Below are 18,667 nucleotides of genomic sequence, written 5' to 3' on the forward strand. Positions count from 1 at the left end.
ACAAAACCGCGCTAGCGTCGGTGGCATGGGAATCCACCGCCTCAACCACGCCGTGCTCTACGTCAGTGACCTCGCCCGCAGCGTCGCCTTCTACCGCGACGTGCTGGGCTTCCGGCCGATCCCGATGACGCCGGACGGCTTCCGGGGCGCCGCCTTCCTCCAGGCGCCCGGCTCCACCAACGACCACGACCTCGGCCTGTTCGAGGTCGGCGCGGGCACCGGCCCCTCCACCGCCGGCCGCGGCACCGTCGGGCTCTACCACCTGGCCTGGGAGGTCGACACCCTCGACGAGCTGGAGGTGACCGCCCAGCGGCTCGCCGCCGCCGGCGCCCTGGTCGGCGCGTCCGACCACGGCACCACCAAGAGCCTCTACGGCCAGGACCCGGACGGGCTGGAGTTCGAGGTCGTCTGGCTGGTGCCCGCCGACCGGCTCGACGACGCGGCCCTGGCCGCCCGCAAGCGGATCGGCCGGCTCGACCTGGACGCCGAGCGGCGGCGCTACGGCGGCCAGACCCGTGGCGGCGTGGGCGTCTCCGTCCCGGCCTGACCCGACCGGGATCCGACGCCACCCCGACCACTCTCCCTCGACAACGCCTTCGCCGACGAGGAGCTGGCGGCGTGCCCGGGGACCGGACGCCGCCCCGACCGCGCGCCGCGCCGTCGGGTCCGGGTGGGGGAGCTGTGTCCGGCCCGGGACGGGCGTGCGGTAGAACGGCAGCATGCCGACCGACGCCGTCCTGCGCGAGCTGCTCGTCCGACACCTGGAGACCTGGCTGCCGGGGGCGCTGCACCGCGCCCGCCGGGCCACCCTGGCCCTGGCGTACGCCGGTGGCGACGCCGGCTCCGCGGAGGCCGCGCTGCGGGTGGTCGCCCGGCACGCCGACCGGCTGCGGGGCCGCCAGCTCACCGTGCTGGTGCTCGCCGACGGCACCGAGGAGCTGCCGGCCCGGCTCGGCGCCGTGGAGGCGGAGCTGCCGGCGGGAGTCGCCGTGCACCTCGTGCCCGGCGGCCCGGCCCGGCTGCCGGTGGCGGTCAAGGCGGCCGGCGCGGCTGGCGCGCCCCTGCTGTCCGTCGTGGACGACGACGCCACCGATCCCGCCGTGCTGACCGCCGCGGCCGTCGGCAAGCCGGCGGACGTGCTGCTCGCCACCGCCGCCGGCACCCCCGCGCGCGCCGCCCTCGCCGACGCCGGGTTCCCGCTGACGACCGAGGTGGAGCTGGTGCCCGCCGACGGGGCCCCGGCGCGGCTGCTGGCCTTCGCGACCGGGTCGGACAAGAGCCTGGAGGCGTTCAAGGAGGCGCTCTGGGCGGTCGACGGGGCCGCCGGCGTGCGCTACCGCGACCCGGCGGGGCGGCTGCTCGACGTCGTCCCGGACCCGGAGCCCGGCCCGCTGCGCCGCGAACTGCTGGCGGAGCTGGCGCGCACCGGCCCCCGTACGGTCACCGAGCTGCGCCGTCACGCCCTCACCGCGACGGTCTACCGGTCGTCCGACGCCGTCCGGGCGCTGACCGGCCTGCTCGACGCGGGGGAGGCGGCCCGCGACCCGGAGCACGGCCGGCTCGGCGGTGACGTGGTCGTCTCGGCCCGGAAGGAAGGGACGGCGTCCTGACGCGAACGCCGAGCGGGGTGCCGGTGGATCACCGGCACCCCGCTCGACCTCGGGACCTCACGCCCGGGACTTGTCCTGCTTCCAGGACAGCGGACCCGGCAGGTCGACCCGGTGCGCCTTGGCCCGCGAGTTCCAGGACCAGCGACCGATCTTGATGCTCCAGGAGGAGAAACCGTTCTCGGTGAAGTTCAGGATGATCGGACCGTACTTCTTGCGCTTGCGGAACATCAGACCCATCGTCGTGCTCCCTTCGATTCCCTTCCCTGCCCTGTCGAACCCGAACATGCCCGGATCGCCGAATCGTGAAACCCCCGCCCGTCCGCGGTGGACGGTGCCGAGGGGTGCCGACCCCTGCGCGTCCGAGGGCGTGCCGAGCCTCACCCGCCGGCATAGGGGTTCGCGACGGTGTCGGCCGACGTCGATCCCGCCCCCCGATAGGGGCATTGACCGGCGCCCCGGCCCCCGGCAGCATGGGGCGATGACGCAGCGGGACGATCTTCCCCACGCGGCTCGCCCGCCCGTCGACGCAGGGCTGCCCCGCACCCCCGGCGCCCACCCGGCCCCGGAGCCGGCGTGACCACCATGGAGTGGTCCCCGCAGGGCGGTGCCGACCTGCTGCCGGTGGACCGGGACCTGTTCCGGGCGCTGCTGCGCCGGCAGGCCGCCACCGTCACCGTCGTCACCACCGTCGCCCCGGACGCCGCCGCGCCGGCCCGCCCGGACGGCTCCGGCGAGCTCGTCCGGGCCGGCTTCACCGCCACGTCGTTCACGTCGGTCTCGCTGGACCCGCCGCTGGTCTCGTTCTGCCTCGGGACCGCCTCGTCGAGCTGGCCCGTCTTCGCCCGGGCCGAGCACGTCGCCGTGCACCTGCTCGGCGCCCACCAGCGGGAGGCCGCCCGGGTCTTCGCCACCGGCGGGATCGACCGGTTCGCCGCCTATCCGCACTGGACGCCGGGGCCGTTCGACGTGCCGCTGCTGACCGGGGCGCTGGCCCGGCTGCTCTGCCGGGTCGCGCACCGGGTGCCGGTCGGCGACCACACCCTCTTCGTGGCCGAGCCGCTCGCGCTGGGCGGCGGCGAGGACGGGGACCCGCTGGTGCACCACCGGGGCGGCTACACCACGACGGGCACGCCGGCCCGGCCCTGACCCGACCGGGCCACGCTCTCACCACACGGCCGGCGGGTGTGGAATGCGGACCGTGCCGCCGGTGACCGGGGGCGGGCGTCAGGCGGGGGCGCGGTCGACGACGAGCACGCGGGTCACGCCGCCGTCGTCCTCGGCGATGTCGCGTTCGTGGACGAAGCCGATCCTGCCCAGCAGCGCCAGCGAGGCGTGGTTGGCGTCGGCGACCGTCGCGTACACGCGGGGCAGGCCGAGGGTGTCGAAGCCGTAGCGGACCAGGGCCCGGGCCAACTCCGTGCCGAGACCGGCGCCCCAGGCCGGCTTCGCCAGCGCGTAGATGATCTCGTGGCCGTCGACCTGGTCCGTCCGCTTGATCTCGGCGTGCCCGACGTAGCGACCGTCGCGGCGCACCGCCCAGACGTCGAAGAGGTCGTTCGCGTAGACCTTCGTGAAGATCCGCCCGAAGAGGGCGCCGGCCTCCTCGGCGCTCAGCGGGCCGTCGCCCATGAACCGGCCCACCTCCGGGTCGGCGAGCAGGGACACGGCGTCCTCGGCGTCGTCCGGCCGGTAGGGCTCCAGCAGCAGGCGGTCGGTGTGCAGGACGGGGGTGGGCATCAGCGCGGCTCCCAGGCGTCGGGCAGGGCCGTCAACCTACGGACGTGGGCGGGCAGCCGGCCACTGATTATCTCCGCGAGGCTCACCTCGTCGACCACCCGCCGCACGGCGGCCCGCACGGCGACCCAGAGCCCGGGCAGGTTCTCCGCCGCGCCCTCGTAGCTGGTCTCCTCCGGGCGCAGCCCGCGCACCCCGGCCAGCGGACCCTCCACCGCACGCAGCACCGCGCCGACGGTCACCTCGCGCGGCGGCCGGGCCAGCGTGTAGCCGCCCTCGGCGCCACGCTGGGCGCGGACGATGCCGGCCCGCCGCAGGTCGGCCAGGACGGCCTCCAGGAACTTGCGCGGCATGTCCTGCTCCGTGGCGATGGCCTGGGTGGACAGCAGCCGAGGGTACGCGGTGGCGAGGCTCAGGGCCGCCCGTACCGCGTAGTCGCCGCGCGCGGAGATCTGCACCCCGACATCATGCCCCGCGCGGTCGGCCGGTCGCGTCGGCGGGCGGGCGGGGACGGACCACCGGCCCGGGTACCGGCTGCTCACGGGCCGCGCGGAACGCGCCCGGGCTCACCCCGACCTCCCGGGTGAAGAACCGGCCGAAGTTCGTCGGCTCGGAGAACCCCAGCCGCCGGCCGATCCGTGCGATCGGCTCGTCGGTGGCGGCCAGCAGCCGGCTCGCCTGGAGGGCCACCCGCTCGTCGACCACCTGCTTGGCGCTGCGCCCGGTCACCGCCAGGCAGGCCCGGGTGAGCGTACGCACCGAGCAGCCCAGCCGGGCGGCGTAGTCCTCGACCCGGCGGGTGTGCTGGTAGCCGCGCTCGACCTCGCGGCAGAGCCGGTGGAAGGTGGCGGTCTCCGCCCGGGTCGCCGGGTGGGCGCGTTCGGGCAGCAGCGACAGCCGGAGCAGCAGCACGGCGAGCTGATGGCGGAGCAGTCCGCGCGCGGCGGCCACCCCCCGGTGGCGCTCGCAGTCCACCGCCAGCTGGCTCACCTCGTTGATCACCGCGTCCTCGTCCTCGCCGGCGAGCTGGAGCCAGGCCGGGACGGCGTCCGGGTCGACGTCGAGCCCGCGCAGCGCCGCCGGATCCCAGCGCACCACCGTCGCGTCGAGCTGCGGACCGGCGCAGCGCAGCACCTGGCCGGCGCGCACCCGCAGCAGGGTGCCGGGTCGGCACGGCAGGGCGCGGAAATCCAGCTCGGCCGTGCCGTGTCCGCCCGTGGTCAGCACGAGCAGGTCCTTCTCCAGCAGCACCGGACGACGCCAGCGCGGCTCGGAGGCGAGGTCACCGAGGGCGACCGTGTCGATCTCGGCGGCGGCGGTCGCCGGGTTGCCGGGCGGAGCGGGGGAGAGCTGACCGGAAGAGACCATCGCCTGCGACGGTAGCCCGGGGCGACGACCAATGCATCCCGGGAGCGCCTCCCAGGTCACGCGCGCGGCCGGTCGCAGTGCGGGCCCGGCCCGCGGGCGCCCGACGGCCGAGCGGTGCGCCGGGGCGGGCGGGTGTGCGGCGGGCCGGCCCCGGGCCGACCGGCGGGGGTTGTCGAGGTCGCCGGGGCCGGGCTACGTTACCGAGCGGTAGCGCCGTCCGGTCGAGGCACGGCCGGAGCCGGTCCGCGCCGGTCGGGCCGCCCGCCCCGCCCCGGCGGCCCCGGCCGACTCGCGATGGGATGGGCATGACGGATCTGTTCTCGGTCGAAGGCAAGACGGTCCTGGTCACCGGCGGCTCGCGGGGGATCGGCCTGATGATCGCCCAGGGCTTCGTCCGGGCCGGCGCACACGTGATCATCTCGTCCCGCAAGGCGGACGTCTGCGAGGCCGTGGCCAAGGAACTCTCCGCCGAGGGGCGCTGCGAGGCCATCCCCGCCGACCTCGGCGACGACACCGGCGCCGAGGGCCTGGCCGCCGCCGTCCGGGAGCGGTACGACCGGCTCGACGTGCTGGTCAACAACGCGGGCGCGACGTGGGGCGCGCCGCTGGAGTCGTACCCGGAGAGCGCGTTCGACAAGCTCTGGGCCGTCAACGTCAAGGCGGTCTTCCGGCTCACCACCGCGCTGCTGCCCGCGCTGCGCGCGTCGGCCAGCGCCGACGACCCGGCCCGCGTGATCAACATCGGCTCCATCGACGGCATCCGGGTGCCGATGATGGAGGTGTACGCGTACTCGGCGACCAAGGCCGCCGTGCACATGCTCACCCGCGGCCTGGCCCACCAGCTCGCCGGCGAGCAGATCACCGTCAACGCGATCGCGCCGGGGCCGTTCGAGAGCAAGATGATGGCGTTCGCGCTGGACGACCCCGCGTCCCGGGCCGCCATCGAGGGGCAGGTGCCGCTGGGCCGCATCGGCCGGCCGGAGGACATGGCCGGCACCGCGATCTACCTGTCGTCCCGCGCCGGCGCGTACCTCACGGGTGCGGTGATCCCGGTCGACGGCGGCATCACCACCCACGGCTGAACCGGCGAAGGGCGGGAGGCGGTGCGCGTACCCCCTGGTGGGCCGGAGCCGCGCGGACTCGGCAGATCCGCGCGGCCCCGGACGGCCGGTGTGGCCGGTGGTTCAGCGACCGGCGAGCAGCCGGCTCACCGCGGTGTCGACGTCCAGGTGCTCGGCCTCGCGGCCGCGCGGGACGACGACGTAGGTCCGGCGCAGGAAACGCACCAGGACGCTGCGCGGCACCTCGAACAGGGCGTTGCCGTCGGGCGACGACAGCGCCAACGCGACGAAGTCCCCGCGCGGGGTGGCCCAGGGCCAGACCCGCACGTCCCCGATGCCGGCCGGCTCGTCGAGGCCCGTGACCAGCAGCTCCCGGGCGAACGACCAGCTGACCGCCTCGCCGCCGGCGGATTCGGCGTGGAACAGGACATGGACCGCATACGGATCAGCAGGGTCGTAACGCAGACTGGCACGCACCGGCAAGGCGGTGGCGTCAGGTGCGACGAGCCTTAGCGACGTCTCGACCTCTACGGTCGTCGGTCGGATGACACTCATGGACGATCTCCCCCCGGCACCGCTGCGGAACGCGCGTGTCCCGCTTTTCCCATACTCAGGTGCTACTCCTGGCTACGCTCCGCCATACGCTGACTTCACCCAGTGGTGGGAAGGGGGTCGGAAAGGCCGCGTGAATGTGAATATTCATGTAGGATTTCCGGTTCTGCCCAGTGCGTGATCCCGCCCGGCATCGGGTGGTTCAGTCGTCGACTTACTCCGGTAACGTCCAGTCGGCCGTTGCAGTGACGGGCGCGAGCCACACTGGGGGAGGAAATGGTTACGAAACGATCCTCAGTGGATCCGATGGCAGTGCCGGGCCCGCCGAACGTCGCGGCCCGGGGAGCCGAAAGGCGGGGGTACGGGGTGCCGACGGAGCAGCACGACCGGCCCGGTCGGCCGGCGACCGACCGGGATGGCGCCGGCGGCACGGCACTGGCCGAGCGGCGGCGGCGACCCCGCTGGCGGCAGCGGCTGGGCACCACCCTCGACCTGATCCGGGCCAACCCGACCGGGCGGGTCGCCCTCAAGATCTTCATCGCCATCGCCGGCGCCCTCGTCGTCACCATCGGCATCGCCCTCATCCCGCTGCCGGGGCCGGGCTGGCTGCTGGTGATCGCCGGCCTCGGCATCTGGGCCGTCGAGTTCCACTGGGCCCGCCGGCTGCTCGGCTTCACCCGCCGGCACGTGCACAACTGGACCCAGTGGGTGAAGGACCGCTCACTGGCCGTACGGTTCCTGCTCGGCACCGTCGGCCTGGTCTTCGTCGGCTCGGTGGTCTGGCTGTCGCTGAAGTACAGCTTCGGCATCGACGTGGTCGCCGAGGCGCTGCACTACCTGGCGACGCACTGACCTGGCGCTCCGCCGGGTCGACCGACCGCCGCGCGGCACGCGGACCCCGGATTTCCGGTCCGGTCCCTCGATCAGGTAGAGTCATCGGCGCTGAGGGCGATTAGCTCAGCGGGAGAGCGCTTCGTTCACACCGAAGAGGTCACTGGTTCGATCCCAGTATCGCCCACGCAGGTCAAAGGCCACTTCCCGGCTTCGGGAAGTGGCCTTTCTGCTGTCGTACAGCAGCGGAGTACAGCAGTTCCGTCAGCGGCCGAGCGAGTCGCCGAGGCGTTTGAGTGCGTCTCTGGTTGCTTTGGTCGATACCGGGGTGTAGATCTCCATCGTCACGGAGAAGCGGGCGTGTCTCAGCACCTGCATGGCGACTCTCGGGTGGACGTCGAGGTCGGCCAGGAGTGTGGCGCAGGTGCGGCGGGCGTCGTGGACGGTGATCGGCTTGACGTTGGACTTCTCGCACCTCGTCTGCCAGGAACGCTGGAAGTTGCGTGGCTCGATGGGTGTGCCGTAGCGGGTGGTGAATACGAGGTCGTTCTCGTGCCAGGCGTTGCCGGCGGCTGCTCGTGCCTCGTCGCGTTGTTGCTGTCTGAGCTTGAGGGCGCCACAGCCTGACCGCCACCGCACTACCGGCCTGGCGTGCCAGGCGGCGTGTCATCCGACGTCGCCAACGACGTGGGGCACCAGCGGCGGGTCACGGAGAAGTAAGGTGGGCGGTGATCTTCACCAGGAACCGGCGGTTCGGCCTGCTCTGGACCAGCACGCTACTGTCCAACCTGGGCAACTGGCTGATGATCGTCGCAGTGCCGGTCTACGTCTACACGATGACCGGTTCGACACTCAGCAGTGGTTTCGCCTTCGTCGCGCAGACCCTTCCCGCGATCGTCTTTGCGCCCCTGGCCGGGGTGCTGGCCGACCGGTGGGACCGGCGGGCGGTCATGGTCGGCGCGGACCTGCTGCGCATGGTCATCGTGCTGGCACTGCTCGTGGTCGACGATCCGGGCATGCTGTGGCTGCTCTACACGGCGATATTCTTCGAGAGCGCGATCGGGCAATTCTTCCAGCCCGCGGCCCGGGCGGTGGTGCCCGCCATCGTCGGTCGGGGCGGTGACCTGGAGGCGGCGAACGCCTGGAACACGGTTGCGGGCGGCATCGTCCGCCTCGCCGGCGCGCCCCTGGGCGGCGCGCTCTACGCCCTCGTGGGTTTCGACGGCCTGGTGCTGATCGACTCCGCGACGTATCTGCTGTCCGCCGTGCTGATCTTCGGAATGGGCCGGCTGCGGGTGGCCGACAATGGGCGCCAGCCGGACACGTCCTCCTGGTTGGCCGCCTTCTGGGAGCAGGTCCGGGAGGGCTTGGCCTTCCTCTTCAGGCACTCTGTACTCCGCGCGACGCTCATCGTCTCCAGCCTCTTCCTGTTGGCCAACGCCGCTCTGAACGTGCTTCTGGTGCCGTACGTCCTCGACGTCCTCGGCGGCGACGCCAGCGACGTAGGCATTCTGATGGCGGCACTCGGCGGCGGCTTCCTGGCCAGCGCGTATGTCGGCAACGTACTGTCCCGCAGCGGGCTCCTCCGGCTGTCGTTCACCGGTTGCCTGGCGGCGATCACCCTCTGCTTCGCCGGGCTCTTCCTCATCCACCACTTCGTCGCCGCGCTGGTCTTCATCGCCCTGGCCGGTCTGCCCGGCGGCGCGCTGCTGATGCTGGTGCAGGTCCAAGTCCAACGCCAGACCTCGGACCGCCAACTCGGTCGGGTCGGATCCGCCTTCTCGGCCGCCGAGATGGCCGCGACCGTCGTCGGCGCCTCGGCGGGCAGCATCGCCGGACAACAACTGCCCCTCACCATCACCGTCTGGCTCGTGATCGGCGTGTCGGCGGCCAGCGCGGTGCTCGCCGCCGCGCTGCTACCCACCCGACCCGGACCGGCGGCAGCGAAACCGGAGGCTACAGCGGAACCGGCGATGGCGAAAACCGGTGACAATGGCTGACCGGCATTCATTGGCGGTGCGGGTTCTCGCGTCGATCACCGCGACCCAATGGAGCCCACACTGACCTACTGGTGGTCCCGGCTGGCTCTGGAGTCCTCCCCCGCAATCGCCTCACACAGGCAGCTCGTCCGCCCTCCTAAGCCTCCTAGCGACCGAGCCGCCGCGCACAGAACGGGTTCTGCCGCCGCCACAGCCTGAATGCCACCACAATGCCGGCCTGGCGACCCAGACGGCATGTCAACCAACACCGTGAACGTTCGTGGTCACGGCACTAGCGAGCGCAGACGGGGGCGAGTTGGGCAGCGTTCAGGCTAAGTCCCCGGGCTTCACCCTCCCCTTCCCGAGAAGCTTTCTAGCGAGGAGCAGGCGGCCGAGGATGATCGCGTAGACATTGCCGATCAAAACCAGCGCAGCTGCGCCAAACTCGCCGTGACCGGCCAACATCAGGGCAGGGAGGCCGGCGAACAGCAGCACGGGCAACATGAAGAGCCACAAGGGGAACCGCAGGTAATAGAGAAGTGTGGGGGTCGAGGGTTTCGGCACGAAGCCATTAGAACGCACGCGGCCAAGGAAGCCCGCCCGTGGACTGAGTGACTAACCGGGTGACGACCGAGGTGAGCGAAGACGGACGCCTGCGGACTCTGGCGGACCGTTCGAGCAGGTCACCTCTGTCGGCCGCGCAGCTCGTTAGCCAGCGATGGTTCCTTCACACCGAAAGAGTCCGTGCCGGCCGGTCGGTGGGTTCACTTCGCCGGGCGGAACGGGCAAGATCGGCCATCGGGCCGAATCACCGAGACGCGGAGGCATCACTATGACCCCGGACGAGGCTGAGCAGCAGGCAAGGATCAGGTTCCTTCACGCCGGGACGGGATTTTTCCGCGCTGGGCAAGTGGCCGCCTGGGCGGGGGTGGTCTACGTCCTCGTAGCGGTGATTCAGCGAGTCAGCGGCTAACGGTCCGGGGCCGCCGACCGGTGCCACATCCGCACTCGGCAAGTTGGAGCCAGGACGCTAAGTGCTGCCGGTGCCACCGCCGCCGTTGAGCCTCATCCATGAGGTCATGGTCCTGGACCTACCACGAACTCCGATGTGGTGTGGGTGACTAACCGAGTGACGGCCGCCACGGACACCCACGGACTGTGGGGGACAGTGTAGGACTGTCTTTGCAGCTCAGCGTTCGTCTCATGCCAGTTCACGAGGCCGTGTAGGTTGCCTGGGGGTCAAGGAGTCGCCAGGGTGCGAACCGGTGGCCCTGTGCTGTCGACAGCAACGGTGACAGCAACAGGGCCGGATGCGGAGGGCCAAGTGCGGCGGTCTGCGGATCAGCGCCCGACGTCAGAGACGTGCGCGGACGCGCCCGGACAGAGCGCAGAACTTACAAGCGAGGGGTTGCGCCGTCCTGCTCTACTAATGGGATGCGTCATCGGTTCCTGCTGTACGCCGGCTTGCTCGTGTTGGGCATGTTGGCGCTAGGGACCGGACTCGTTGTGGCGTTGGGTTACATCGAGCAACCTGGGCCCTTCAACGAGGGGCTCTTGGGCGCGATCGGAGGGTCGATGACGGGGGTAGGTTTCCGCGGTTTGAGGAAGTGTCGCTCCTCCGGCTCGGGCACGGGACGGCTTGGAACAACAGCATCAGTTGACCAGTGAGCGAAGGCAAAGGGCAGCGAGGAGGCAGCGAAACAACCAGCAGCAGCCGGGAGGGTACGACACGGGGCGACGCGCCAGCCTGACTCTGTAGGGCAAGACGGCATCAGAAGCATCGAACGACGTCCATTCCCCGCGTTCGCACCGAAGAGGTCACTGGTTCGATCCCGGGGAGGTGCGGGCAACGGTACGCCCACTGAGGACCAGTGCGGCTGCCGCGATAAATGCGGGCACAAAGGACACTACTAGTCCGAGCTTGCCCAGGTCGACCCATGCTGGATACATTCGACCGAATGCGGCCGGAAGCGCTTCATCAATTTCTGTTGCTTCGTCAGATAGCCATAGCCGGCCCCCGGAGCAGCAACAGCAAAGCGCGCTAAGCAGGCTCGTTGCGAGGGCGACTACTCTCGCGCTCTGTTGACCCGTCCTGACCCACAACGCGACCCCAGCCGATGCAGGCGCGAAGAAAAGTGCATACCACAGGGTAAGCCGAGCTTCGAGACGGAAGTAGGACGCCTTGAGTGCGACTGAACTGCTGTCTACCGGGACGCTGGAACGACCCGCTGCGTCGTTTACGGCAGCGTTGATTCCCCCTTGGGCGTATATGGCGGAAATCGCCGCGAATATTAGCAACGACGCCTGAAGAGCCAACAATGTGCTTGCGATGTTGACTCCCAGCGGGAGCCGTCGAGGCGGCAGCCCGCCAGCCGGGTTCGTGCTAGTTGGAACCACGAGGTGATGCTAGATGGCGATCATCGCCGAACAATTGCCGACCTGTACGCCGGATTTCGCTAGGCCGACGGTTCGTGGAAGTAGACCGTGGCCGACCACCAGTCACCGTCGGCGTTGACCTCGTTGCGCAATATGACGTCCTGGACCTCGATGCCGGGCCGCTGTTCGATGCTGTCTGCGATGCGGCGTAGCAGCGCCGGGACACTGTCCTGGCCGGGGCCGGCTGGATTGCCTTGCGAGAAGTGCTTGATGGTCCACGATTCCGGTTCAGGCGACATGATGGCAGTCTGCCAAGCGTTTCGAACGCGGCCGTCTCCAGTGTGGGCACCACAGGGCACAAGACGTGCTCCGCGTCCGCGTTACGCCGAAGCAGTCGGCCCTGTTGCTGTCGCGACAGCAACGGTGACAGCAACAGGGCCGAACAGTGAGAGCCAAGGCCAGCCGGCGGCGGATCAACGCCCGACCTCAGAGACGTGCGCGGACGGGCCCGGAACTTGCTGACCCGGCTTGCTCTGGCGTGAAGAGCCGCTCGACGGTGGCGCGGTCGAGCAGGTCCCTGTCGTTCATGGCGCCGGCATCGGCAGGCTGACCGAGACCCGGGAACGGTTGGGGCGCTAGGTCAGCAAGAAGTCAGCAGTAGGTCTGGTGTCAGTCATTACGAGGCGACTTTGGTCGACGGCGGGGCGTACGTGACCGCGTTCGATGCTATCGGTCGAGGAGTAACGGTAGACGAGATCGAGTTTCACACCGAAGTGGTCCGGTCAGAAACAATGGCCGGGTGAGCTGGGAAGAGTTCCTGTGGCATATGGATCATCGGCTAGGCATGTACGTCGGTCGGCCAACGTACGAGCGAGCGTTTTCGGCGCTGACGGGATTTGACCTCGCGCGCGGCCGGGGCGAGTTGGCGGCCTTCCAGAAGTGGATGTCCGCCCGCCACCATGGCAGTAGCCTTGCCTTTTGGTCCTTGGTGCTGGTGGAGACCTTCGGTGAAGGTGCCACAGGGGACTGCCTTGTCAGCGATCACGACCACAAGCGGGCTGTCTTCAATCTCTGCCGGCTCTTCCGGATGTTTCTGGGTCAAGCGTCGACCACCGAGCGATAGCGTGGGCTCACTCCGGCGGCGGGGGAGCGAGCCAGGCGAGGGGCTGCCCGCTGAGAGCGGCGTCGGCCAGGCGGTGGGCGCTCGCGGTCCTGAGCGCCGCTCGTGAGCTGTCGATCCAGCGTTCGACGTTGTCGATGCCCTGGTGGCGGTACTCAACGGCTTGGACGAGACATTCCAGCTTGTCGGCGTCGCGAGCGACGACGGCTTCTGGTGTCTCACCCGCTTCGTATTCGGCGACGGCGGCGGTGATGACGTCGGCGACGGCTGGTGGGCAGTCGGCGACCTGGTCGGCGGTGACGGCGGCGTTGGGTGCGGCGGTCAGGTAGCGCTTGGCGATGTGCGGGATGTCGGTGATCCGGGTTTCCTGGGTGTCGTGCAGGATGCACAGCATCGACACCCGGGCCGGGTCGGCGCCTTCCATGGCGGCGAGCATCATTCCGATGAGCGCGGTCCGGAAAGAATGCTCAGCGATGGATTCGGGGTGCTTGACGCCGGCGAACCACCAGCCGGTGCGGGCGGCGCGTTTGAGGACGCCGGCTTCGAAGATGAAGCTCATCGCTCCGGCGGCGTCGTGGTCGTCGGTCATTTGCCCGTCCCTGTGCCGGTGATTCCGTCAGCCCGCAGGCTGTAGACGATAGAGGCTAGTTCCTGCCGGGACTGCGCGGAGATCTGGTCACTGTCCAGGAGCGGGACGCTGCGGTCGAGGAGTGCCCGAGTCGCGGCGGGGTTGTCGAGAGCGAGACCGCGTCGTGCGGCCAGCAGAGCCCAGACGTTGTGGATGTTGAGGTCGACGAAGGGGTGTCCTGGGTCCAGGCGCTGGACCAGGTGCCGAAGAAGGATCGAGCCGTGCCAGTCAGCGAGCGTCCCGGGCATGAAGGAGTCGTCGCGGTGGCGGTACGGGATCTCGCCCACCCAGTAGGCCGAGTAGTTGAGGGCTGCTCGCTCGCAGGCGTCGTCCGGGTGTGCGCGAGCGATGAAGTCCCGCAATGGTTCCGGGTCGCCCTGGTTAGCCAGGGACGTGACGACGGAGCGTGCGTCGGGCCACAGCGGTGACCAGGTGCGGAAGCTAGTCGCTCGGCGGGCTCGGGCGGTGGTCTGGGTGAGCCATCCGGCCGCTGCCTTGGTGGGGTCCATGCCGGCGAGGAAGCAGGCTTGCCGGTGTAGCAACACGTTCCGAGGCCGTCCGGCTGCGGCGCGATCGGCGAGCACATGAAGGTGAGCGAAGAACGCGCGTTGCTCGTCGACGGGCAGGGTCGGCCCGGAGGCAACCGGACCTCGGCGGGGACGGATAACGGGTAGCCCTCTGGCGAAGGTCGGTGTCTGCCCGAGGACGGCCCAGAGGATCAAGTCGGTCAGACGGTGGGTGAGTACGGACCAGCCCAGCGGCTGCTCGGCGATGTCACAGCGGTCGACCTGTCCGTCGAGGACCGTGGCGAGGATGAGATCCGCCTCGGCGGCGTCGTCGAGTGCGGCGAGCAGGACTGTGTTCGCGCCGAGCCGTCCGAGCCTGTGCCGGACGGCGATCGCTTGTCCGAGCGGCACCGCGGTGAATGGTCGGCGCCCGGATTCCCAGCTCTGCACGGTCACGCGGTCAACATCCAGGTCGGCGGCGAGCTGCTCCTGCGTGAGTGGGATGGACTCCCGGATCAGCTTGAACAGGTAGCCGGTCACCTCGCCGCGATGTGGTGCTGATCGTCCGCGACCTGTCATCCGTCATCCCTACGTTGACCGGTGGTCGATGTTCCCGCCATGACACCAATGCTGCGGCAGCGCATCTGACCTGCTCACTCGTACCACGGGTGAGTCCCACCGCCGTCGTCGTGATCGTAGCGTCGCAGTTACCGAACGTTCCAGATCCGGTCCCGTGGTTCGGGGTCGGCCAGGGAGTGCTGCCCGGCGGAGGGAGCGAGTGATGCGGGACAGGCCGCCACTGTGGCGACGAGTGTCCTACGACCAGTACCTGATCGCCGTCGCGATGACCATGGCACGGCGACACCGCCCGGCATGGTCGTGGCGGAAGTGGAGCTGGGTCTGCCGCTGTGGGGTCGAGCTGCCCTGTCGTAGCCGGCACCGTATCCCGATCAACCGGGGCCACTGGCCCGCCAAGGAGGAGCGATGAGCAACGAGGCGGAGCAGCGGATCCTGGTCGTGCATCTGCCGGGGCAAGGACGGCCTGTGCAACGGCTGCCGGGCGTGGTGGTCGCGGCCGACGCCGTACCCGTGCTGGCAGGCGGATTGGGCGACCAGTCGGCAGGCGCGGTGCCTGACTGCGGCGCTGCTCGGAGGCCGCGTATGACCACGCACGGCCCGGTGCTGCCGATCTGGAGCTGCGGCGGCTGCGACACGCCCTGGCCCTGCCGCACGCGGCAGCGAGAGCTACGCGCGGAGTTCGACGGCGCTTCGATTTCCCTGGCCCTCTACCTGGGTGCCCAACTGGTGCGCGCCTCCGAAGACCTGACCTGGGTGCCGGTGGAGGCGCTGCACCAACGCTTCCTCGGCTGGCTGCGGTGAGCATCCTGCGGCCCGGCGACGAGAAGTTCCACTACAGCGACGGCTCCCACAAGCGGATCCCGCCCGACCCGGACTACGACCAGGAGGTCTGGGACGAGCAGGTCCGCCAGCACAAGCTGGGCCATCTGAGGAACGAGCAGCCAAAGGTGCGTATCCAGCGCCTAGTGTGATGCCAGCAGTACAGCAGCGAAGTACAGCAACCGTGCCAGCCGAACCGAGCCGAGGCCGTCAGCAGGCCGTCTAAGCGCGTTACCGCGCCGTCGGCGGGCAGACGATTCGCTACCGCGCAAGCAGGGCGCGCATGACCCTGATGATCTCGTCCGGCGCTTCCTCGGCCATGAAGTGCCCGGCCGACGTGGTGCGGTGGTCCAGATCGGCAGCCCAGGTGTGCCACAGCGCGGCGGCGTCGTAGCCAAGTGCGGCCCCCCAGTCCTGCTGGACGACGGTGGCCGGCATGGGCAGCCGATTCCCGGCGGCTCGGTCGGCCTGGTCGTGTTCGATGTCGATGCCGGCCGAAGCGCGGTAGTCGGCGACGATGGAGGGGACCGCCTCGCGGGAGGCATTCAGGTACTCCGCCCGCAGGTCTGCGGGAATTGCCTGGGGGTTCTTGGTCCATACGTCGAGGAAGTAGCCGAAGAAGGCGTCCGCGCTGGCTCTGATCATCTGCTCGGGCAGGCCGGGTGGCTGGGCCATCAGGTACAGGTGGAAGGCGACAGCGGCGGAGGACCCGTGCAGGATTTCCCACATGTCCAGCGTTGGCAGGACGTCGAGGATGGCGAGGTGGGTGATCGTGGCGGGATGGTCGAGGCCGGCGCGGATGGCGACGAGGGCACCACGGTCGTGTCCGGCCAGGGCGAAGCGCTCGTGGCCGAGCCTGCTGGCGAGGGTGACGATGTCGGCGGCCATGGTCCGCTTGGAGTACGTGTCGACGTCGCGCGCGTCGGGCTTGTCGCTTGCGCCGTAGCCGCGCAGGTCGGGACAGATTATGGTGTGGTCGGTGGCCAAGTCGACGGCGACGTGCCGCCACATGACGTGGGTCTGCGGAAAGCCGTGCAACAACACGATCGGGCTGCCCGTACCCCCCACCGCCACGTTCATCGTCACGTCCCCGTCGACCGCGACGCGCTGGTAGTCGAAATCGGGAATGGTAATAGTCATGGTCGTCCTTTTCTCGTCGTCGGGTGGACGATCCCAGCGTGCCGGTCGCGGATGAGCAGACGATGAGCGCGATACGTTGAACGGAGGCGCGGAAGGGCGGTTCGACCAGTGCAGGTCAGGTTCGGTGTCCTCGGGCCGGTTGTCGCCTGGGACGGCGTCGGCGCGCCGATAGACCTGAAAGGGCCGAAACACCGCGCGGTGCTGGCGCGACTCCTCGTCGGGCGCGGTCGGGTCGTACCGGTCGACCGCCTCGTTGATGACCTGTGGGAAGAGCCCTCACCAGGTGCGGTGGGCAGCGTCCGCACGTTCGTGGCGGCGTTGCGGCGCGCGCTGGAGCCGCAGCGTCCACCGCGCGAGCCGGCTCGGTTGCTGGTCACCGAGGGCCCCGGCTATGCGCTCAGGGTGGCGCCGGACGCGGTCGACGCCTGGCGGTTCGAGGGCGAGGTCGCCGCCGCGTCCACCGCGCCGCCGCAAGAGGCACTCGAGCGGCTCGATCGTGCCCTGAGCTGGTGGCGGGGGCCCGCGTTCGCCGGCATCGACGACGAGCCGTGGGCGCGCGTCGAGCGTTCCCGCCTCGAACAGCTACGACTGAACGCGATCGAGCAGCGGGCCGAGGCGCGACTGGCTGTTGGGCGCGCCTCGGACGTCGTACCCGATCTCGACGCCCACGTAGCCGAGCATCCGTGGCGGGAGGAGGCGTGGCGGCTGTTGGCGCTTGCCCTGTACCGCGCGGGACGCCAGGGTGATGCGCTTGCGGTACTGCGCCGAGCCCGCAGCCTGCTCCTGGAACAGCTCGGCGTCGATCCGAGCCCGCGACTGCGTCGCCTGGAGACCGACATCCTCCGTCAAGCCGACCGGGTCGGCGACGGGCTGGGTTCACCGGGACCGCAACGGGTCTGGGCGGAGACTGCGGCGGCATTCGACCGTACGGTGGCGTCCGGCTCCGGGTCCCGACTGGAGTCGACGGTCGGCCTGCTGCGAAGTCTCGCCGTGACAGGGGCGAGCGGACTCGAGGCGGCGCGGGAACAGCGGATCGCGGCCATCGCCGCCGCCGAGCAATTGGGCGATCCCGATCTCACCGCCCGGATTATCGGCGGCTACGACGTACCCGCGATCTGGACGCGCTCGGATGCCCCGGCGCAGGCGACGCAGATCGTAGCGGCGGCCGAGCGGGCCCTGACTGCCTTTCGCCCTGGCTCGTCCGAGGCCACCCGAGCCCGACTGCTGGCCACGATCGCGGTGGAGTCACGCGGTACCCGCGCGGCGCGCGGACCCGAGGCGGCCCAGGAAGCGGAGCGGATCGCGCGCCGCCTGGGCGACCCGGCCCTGCTGGCCTTCGCCCTGAACGGCGTGTTCATGCAGACCTTCCACCGCGCGGGCCTGGCTCCCCAGCGGGACCAGATCGGTGCCGAGCTCGTCGCGCTCTCCGCCCAGCACGGCCTGGGGACGTTCGAGATCCTCGGTCATCTCGTCCGATTGCAGGCCCGCAGCGCGCTCGCGGACTTCGCCACCGCCGACCAGCACGCCACCGCAGCGGACCGGCTCGCCGAACGGCACGACCGCCCGCTGGTCGGCGTGTTCACCCAGTGGTACCGCGCACTGCGACTGGCCGCGACCGAGCCGTCGCCACAGGCCGCGGAAGCGGCCTACCGCAAGGGGGCGGCACAGCTCGCCAACGCCAGCATGCCCGGCGTCGAGCGGGGCCTCCTACCACTGGCCCTGCTGTGCCTGCGCGTGTCGCACGGCGAACCGGTCCGCTTCGACGATGAGACCGACTGGGGCCCTCACCTGCCCTGGGCGCGTCCACTCGTCCTACTGGGACGGGACCGCCCGGCCGATGCCCGTGCGGCGCTGCGTCAGACCCCGGATCCGCCGCGCGACCTGCTGTTCGAGGCCCTGTGGTGCCTCACCGCCCAAGCTGCGATCGCCCTGGACGATCGGACGGCGATGAGACGCGCCCGGATCGAACTCACGCCGGCCGCTGACGAGCTGGCCGGAGCCGGCAGCGGCATGCTCACCGTCGGCCCCGTCTCACGCCATCTCGACGACCTCGACGCGGCCCTCAGCCGCAGCCGATGAGCCGGAGAGCTGGGCCAGGAGATCCGGGTCGTCGCGGATCGCCAGGCCACTGCGAGCACGGCCCTCCCGCGGTGCGTTCAGCCCGCCGCCGACGACCGACAGCATGCCTTGATCACATATCCGGTTCCGCCGCAGGTCGCGCGCGACCCGGCCGATCCTCGCAGCCCGCACCGGCAAGACACGGGCGACCTCGGCGATGAACACGGCCAGTGTGTCTTGCGCGGCAGGCGAGGCAGGAGAACGCGCCGTCCGATCACCGCCAGACGGCTGGTCTCCGGTCGGGCC

Annotated in this window: 21 protein-coding genes, 1 tRNA gene and 1 pseudogene; 11 read left to right on the forward strand and 12 right to left on the reverse strand. The window is 70.5% G+C overall.

The genetic code is table 11. The features are described 5' to 3' along the window. The first annotated feature begins 25 nt into the window (after positions 1–25). Both ACLQ22_RS18105 and ACLQ22_RS18110 read left to right on the forward strand, forming a co-directional pair. Entirely contained in the window at positions 26–547 is a 522-nt protein-coding gene (locus ACLQ22_RS18105; RefSeq protein WP_121395776.1) for a VOC family protein, read from the forward strand. Between the two features lie 172 nt (positions 548–719). Next, positions 720–1,610, forward strand: a complete 891-nt coding sequence (locus ACLQ22_RS18110) for a hypothetical protein (protein WP_425693344.1) — start codon at positions 720–722, stop codon at positions 1,608–1,610. 57 nt (positions 1,611–1,667) lie between these two features. Here ACLQ22_RS18110 and ACLQ22_RS18115 read toward each other — a convergent pair whose 3' ends face one another. Then, complete coding sequence (locus ACLQ22_RS18115; RefSeq protein ID WP_007075522.1) at positions 1,668–1,847, reverse strand: DUF4236 domain-containing protein; 180 nt, start codon at positions 1,845–1,847, stop codon at positions 1,668–1,670. Between the two features lie 345 nt (positions 1,848–2,192). Here ACLQ22_RS18115 and ACLQ22_RS18120 point away from each other — a divergent pair, with 345 nt between their 5' ends. Further along, positions 2,193–2,756 carry a flavin reductase family protein gene (locus ACLQ22_RS18120; RefSeq protein ID WP_425693557.1) on the forward strand — a complete coding sequence of 188 codons (564 nt, stop codon included), beginning with the start codon at positions 2,193–2,195 and terminating at the stop codon, positions 2,754–2,756. Positions 2,757–2,834: 78 nt separating this feature from the next. On the opposite strand, the gene ACLQ22_RS18125 is transcribed toward ACLQ22_RS18120, so the two are convergent. Genes ACLQ22_RS18125 through ACLQ22_RS18135 form a run of 3 tightly spaced genes read right to left on the reverse strand, consistent with a single transcriptional unit; the run spans position 2,835 to position 4,712 of the window. Further along, positions 2,835–3,347 (reverse strand): GNAT family N-acetyltransferase, encoded by a 513-nt coding sequence (locus ACLQ22_RS18125; RefSeq protein ID WP_425693345.1) that lies wholly within the window; start codon positions 3,345–3,347, stop codon positions 2,835–2,837. Beyond that, complete coding sequence (locus ACLQ22_RS18130; RefSeq protein ID WP_121398934.1) at positions 3,347–3,802, reverse strand: RrF2 family transcriptional regulator; 456 nt, start codon at positions 3,800–3,802, stop codon at positions 3,347–3,349. The genes ACLQ22_RS18125 and ACLQ22_RS18130 overlap by 1 nt, the downstream gene beginning before the upstream one ends. A gap of 7 nt (positions 3,803–3,809) precedes the next feature. After that, entirely contained in the window at positions 3,810–4,712 is a 903-nt protein-coding gene (locus tag ACLQ22_RS18135; protein WP_425693346.1) for a helix-turn-helix transcriptional regulator, read from the reverse strand. Positions 4,713–5,017: 305 nt separating this feature from the next. On the opposite strand from ACLQ22_RS18135, the gene ACLQ22_RS18140 reads away from it, so the two are divergent. Then, entirely contained in the window at positions 5,018–5,794 is a 777-nt protein-coding gene (locus tag ACLQ22_RS18140; protein WP_425693347.1) for an SDR family oxidoreductase, read from the forward strand. Positions 5,795–5,896: 102 nt separating this feature from the next. On the opposite strand, the gene ACLQ22_RS18145 is transcribed toward ACLQ22_RS18140, so the two are convergent. Beyond that, the gene (locus ACLQ22_RS18145) at positions 5,897–6,328 is read right to left on the reverse strand and encodes an SsgA family sporulation/cell division regulator (protein ID WP_067311359.1); all 432 of its coding nucleotides are present in this window, start codon (positions 6,326–6,328) and stop codon (positions 5,897–5,899) included. Between the two features lie 303 nt (positions 6,329–6,631). On the opposite strand from ACLQ22_RS18145, the gene ACLQ22_RS18150 reads away from it, so the two are divergent. Beyond that, positions 6,632–7,177, forward strand: a complete 546-nt coding sequence (locus ACLQ22_RS18150; RefSeq protein WP_425693558.1) for a TIGR02611 family protein — start codon at positions 6,632–6,634, stop codon at positions 7,175–7,177. Positions 7,178–7,271: 94 nt separating this feature from the next. Beyond that, positions 7,272–7,343: transfer RNA gene (locus ACLQ22_RS18155), tRNA-Val, on the forward strand. A 77-nt stretch (positions 7,344–7,420) separates the two neighbouring features. Here ACLQ22_RS18155 and ACLQ22_RS18160 read toward each other — a convergent pair. After that, positions 7,421–7,771: pseudogene (locus ACLQ22_RS18160) on the reverse strand (tyrosine-type recombinase/integrase); the annotation flags it as partial. A gap of 113 nt (positions 7,772–7,884) precedes the next feature. On the opposite strand from ACLQ22_RS18160, the gene ACLQ22_RS18165 reads away from it, so the two are divergent. Next, positions 7,885–9,156: an MFS transporter gene (locus tag ACLQ22_RS18165; protein ID WP_425693348.1), complete on the forward strand. Its 1,272-nt coding sequence runs from the start codon at positions 7,885–7,887 to the stop codon at positions 9,154–9,156. A gap of 306 nt (positions 9,157–9,462) precedes the next feature. Here ACLQ22_RS18165 and ACLQ22_RS18170 read toward each other — a convergent pair whose 3' ends face one another. Both ACLQ22_RS18170 and ACLQ22_RS18175 read right to left on the reverse strand, forming a co-directional pair. Beyond that, positions 9,463–9,630, reverse strand: a complete 168-nt coding sequence (locus tag ACLQ22_RS18170; RefSeq protein ID WP_425693349.1) for a hypothetical protein — start codon at positions 9,628–9,630, stop codon at positions 9,463–9,465. 1,961 nt (positions 9,631–11,591) lie between these two features. Next, the gene (locus ACLQ22_RS18175; protein WP_357451576.1) at positions 11,592–11,810 is read right to left on the reverse strand and encodes a hypothetical protein; all 219 of its coding nucleotides are present in this window, start codon (positions 11,808–11,810) and stop codon (positions 11,592–11,594) included. 500 nt (positions 11,811–12,310) lie between these two features. On the opposite strand from ACLQ22_RS18175, the gene ACLQ22_RS18180 reads away from it, so the two are divergent. Beyond that, positions 12,311–12,634: a hypothetical protein gene (locus tag ACLQ22_RS18180; protein WP_425693350.1), complete on the forward strand. Its 324-nt coding sequence runs from the start codon at positions 12,311–12,313 to the stop codon at positions 12,632–12,634. Positions 12,635–12,641: 7 nt separating this feature from the next. Here ACLQ22_RS18180 and ACLQ22_RS18185 read toward each other — a convergent pair whose 3' ends face one another. Both ACLQ22_RS18185 and ACLQ22_RS18190 read right to left on the reverse strand, forming a co-directional pair. Continuing rightward, positions 12,642–13,220, reverse strand: coding sequence for an HD domain-containing protein (locus ACLQ22_RS18185; protein ID WP_425693351.1), 579 nt, complete (start codon positions 13,218–13,220; stop codon positions 12,642–12,644). Next, the gene (locus ACLQ22_RS18190) at positions 13,217–14,344 is read right to left on the reverse strand and encodes a helix-turn-helix domain-containing protein (RefSeq protein ID WP_425693352.1); all 1,128 of its coding nucleotides are present in this window, start codon (positions 14,342–14,344) and stop codon (positions 13,217–13,219) included. Before ACLQ22_RS18190 ends, ACLQ22_RS18185 begins: the two co-directional genes overlap by 4 nt. Positions 14,345–14,749: 405 nt before the next feature. Between ACLQ22_RS18190 and ACLQ22_RS18195 the strand changes: the two genes are divergently transcribed. Together ACLQ22_RS18195 and ACLQ22_RS18200 are read left to right on the forward strand one after the other, a co-directional pair. Further along, positions 14,750–15,145: a hypothetical protein gene (locus ACLQ22_RS18195; RefSeq protein WP_425693353.1), complete on the forward strand. Its 396-nt coding sequence runs from the start codon at positions 14,750–14,752 to the stop codon at positions 15,143–15,145. Further along, positions 15,142–15,315, forward strand: a complete 174-nt coding sequence (locus tag ACLQ22_RS18200; protein WP_425693354.1) for a hypothetical protein — start codon at positions 15,142–15,144, stop codon at positions 15,313–15,315. Before ACLQ22_RS18195 ends, ACLQ22_RS18200 begins: the two co-directional genes overlap by 4 nt. 109 nt (positions 15,316–15,424) lie before the next feature. Here the strand turns inward: ACLQ22_RS18200 and ACLQ22_RS18205 are convergent, their stop codons facing one another. Beyond that, complete coding sequence (locus ACLQ22_RS18205) at positions 15,425–16,243, reverse strand: alpha/beta fold hydrolase (protein ID WP_425693355.1); 819 nt, start codon at positions 16,241–16,243, stop codon at positions 15,425–15,427. Between the two features lie 168 nt (positions 16,244–16,411). Between ACLQ22_RS18205 and ACLQ22_RS18210 the strand changes: the two genes are divergently transcribed. Continuing rightward, entirely contained in the window at positions 16,412–18,382 is a 1,971-nt protein-coding gene (locus ACLQ22_RS18210; protein WP_425693356.1) for a BTAD domain-containing putative transcriptional regulator, read from the forward strand. Here the strand turns inward: ACLQ22_RS18210 and ACLQ22_RS18215 are convergent. Beyond that, a complete protein-coding gene (locus ACLQ22_RS18215) occupies positions 18,335–18,586 on the reverse strand; it encodes a hypothetical protein (RefSeq protein ID WP_425693357.1) in 252 nt (83 codons plus the stop codon). The two genes, ACLQ22_RS18210 and ACLQ22_RS18215, sit on opposite strands and share 48 nt — an antisense overlap. Positions 18,587–18,667 lie beyond the last annotated feature (81 nt).

Origin of the sequence: Micromonospora sp. DT178 (assembly GCF_049841695.1) — a bacterium.
GTDB lineage: Bacteria > Actinomycetota > Actinomycetes > Mycobacteriales > Micromonosporaceae > Micromonospora.

Coding starts and splice junctions, on each gene's coding strand:
- ACLQ22_RS18105 (WP_121395776.1), top strand. CDS start 26: ATGGGAATCCACCGCCTCAACCACGCCGTGCTCTACGTCAGTGACCTC.
- ACLQ22_RS18110 (WP_425693344.1), top strand. CDS start 720: ATGCCGACCGACGCCGTCCTGCGCGAGCTGCTCGTCCGACACCTGGAG.
- ACLQ22_RS18115 (WP_007075522.1), bottom strand. CDS start 1,847: ATGGGTCTGATGTTCCGCAAGCGCAAGAAGTACGGTCCGATCATCCTG.
- ACLQ22_RS18120 (WP_425693557.1), top strand. CDS start 2,193: ATGGAGTGGTCCCCGCAGGGCGGTGCCGACCTGCTGCCGGTGGACCGG.
- ACLQ22_RS18125 (WP_425693345.1), bottom strand. CDS start 3,347: ATGCCCACCCCCGTCCTGCACACCGACCGCCTGCTGCTGGAGCCCTAC.
- ACLQ22_RS18135 (WP_425693346.1), bottom strand. CDS start 4,712: ATGGTCTCTTCCGGTCAGCTCTCCCCCGCTCCGCCCGGCAACCCGGCG.
- ACLQ22_RS18140 (WP_425693347.1), top strand. CDS start 5,018: ATGACGGATCTGTTCTCGGTCGAAGGCAAGACGGTCCTGGTCACCGGC.
- ACLQ22_RS18145 (WP_067311359.1), bottom strand. CDS start 6,328: ATGAGTGTCATCCGACCGACGACCGTAGAGGTCGAGACGTCGCTAAGG.
- ACLQ22_RS18150 (WP_425693558.1), top strand. CDS start 6,632: ATGGCAGTGCCGGGCCCGCCGAACGTCGCGGCCCGGGGAGCCGAAAGG.
- ACLQ22_RS18175 (WP_357451576.1), bottom strand. CDS start 11,810: ATGTCGCCTGAACCGGAATCGTGGACCATCAAGCACTTCTCGCAAGGC.
- ACLQ22_RS18185 (WP_425693351.1), bottom strand. CDS start 13,220: ATGACCGACGACCACGACGCCGCCGGAGCGATGAGCTTCATCTTCGAA.
- ACLQ22_RS18190 (WP_425693352.1), bottom strand. CDS start 14,344: ATGACAGGTCGCGGACGATCAGCACCACATCGCGGCGAGGTGACCGGC.
- ACLQ22_RS18195 (WP_425693353.1), top strand. CDS start 14,750: ATGAGCAACGAGGCGGAGCAGCGGATCCTGGTCGTGCATCTGCCGGGG.
- ACLQ22_RS18205 (WP_425693355.1), bottom strand. CDS start 16,243: ATGAACGTGGCGGTGGGGGGTACGGGCAGCCCGATCGTGTTGTTGCAC.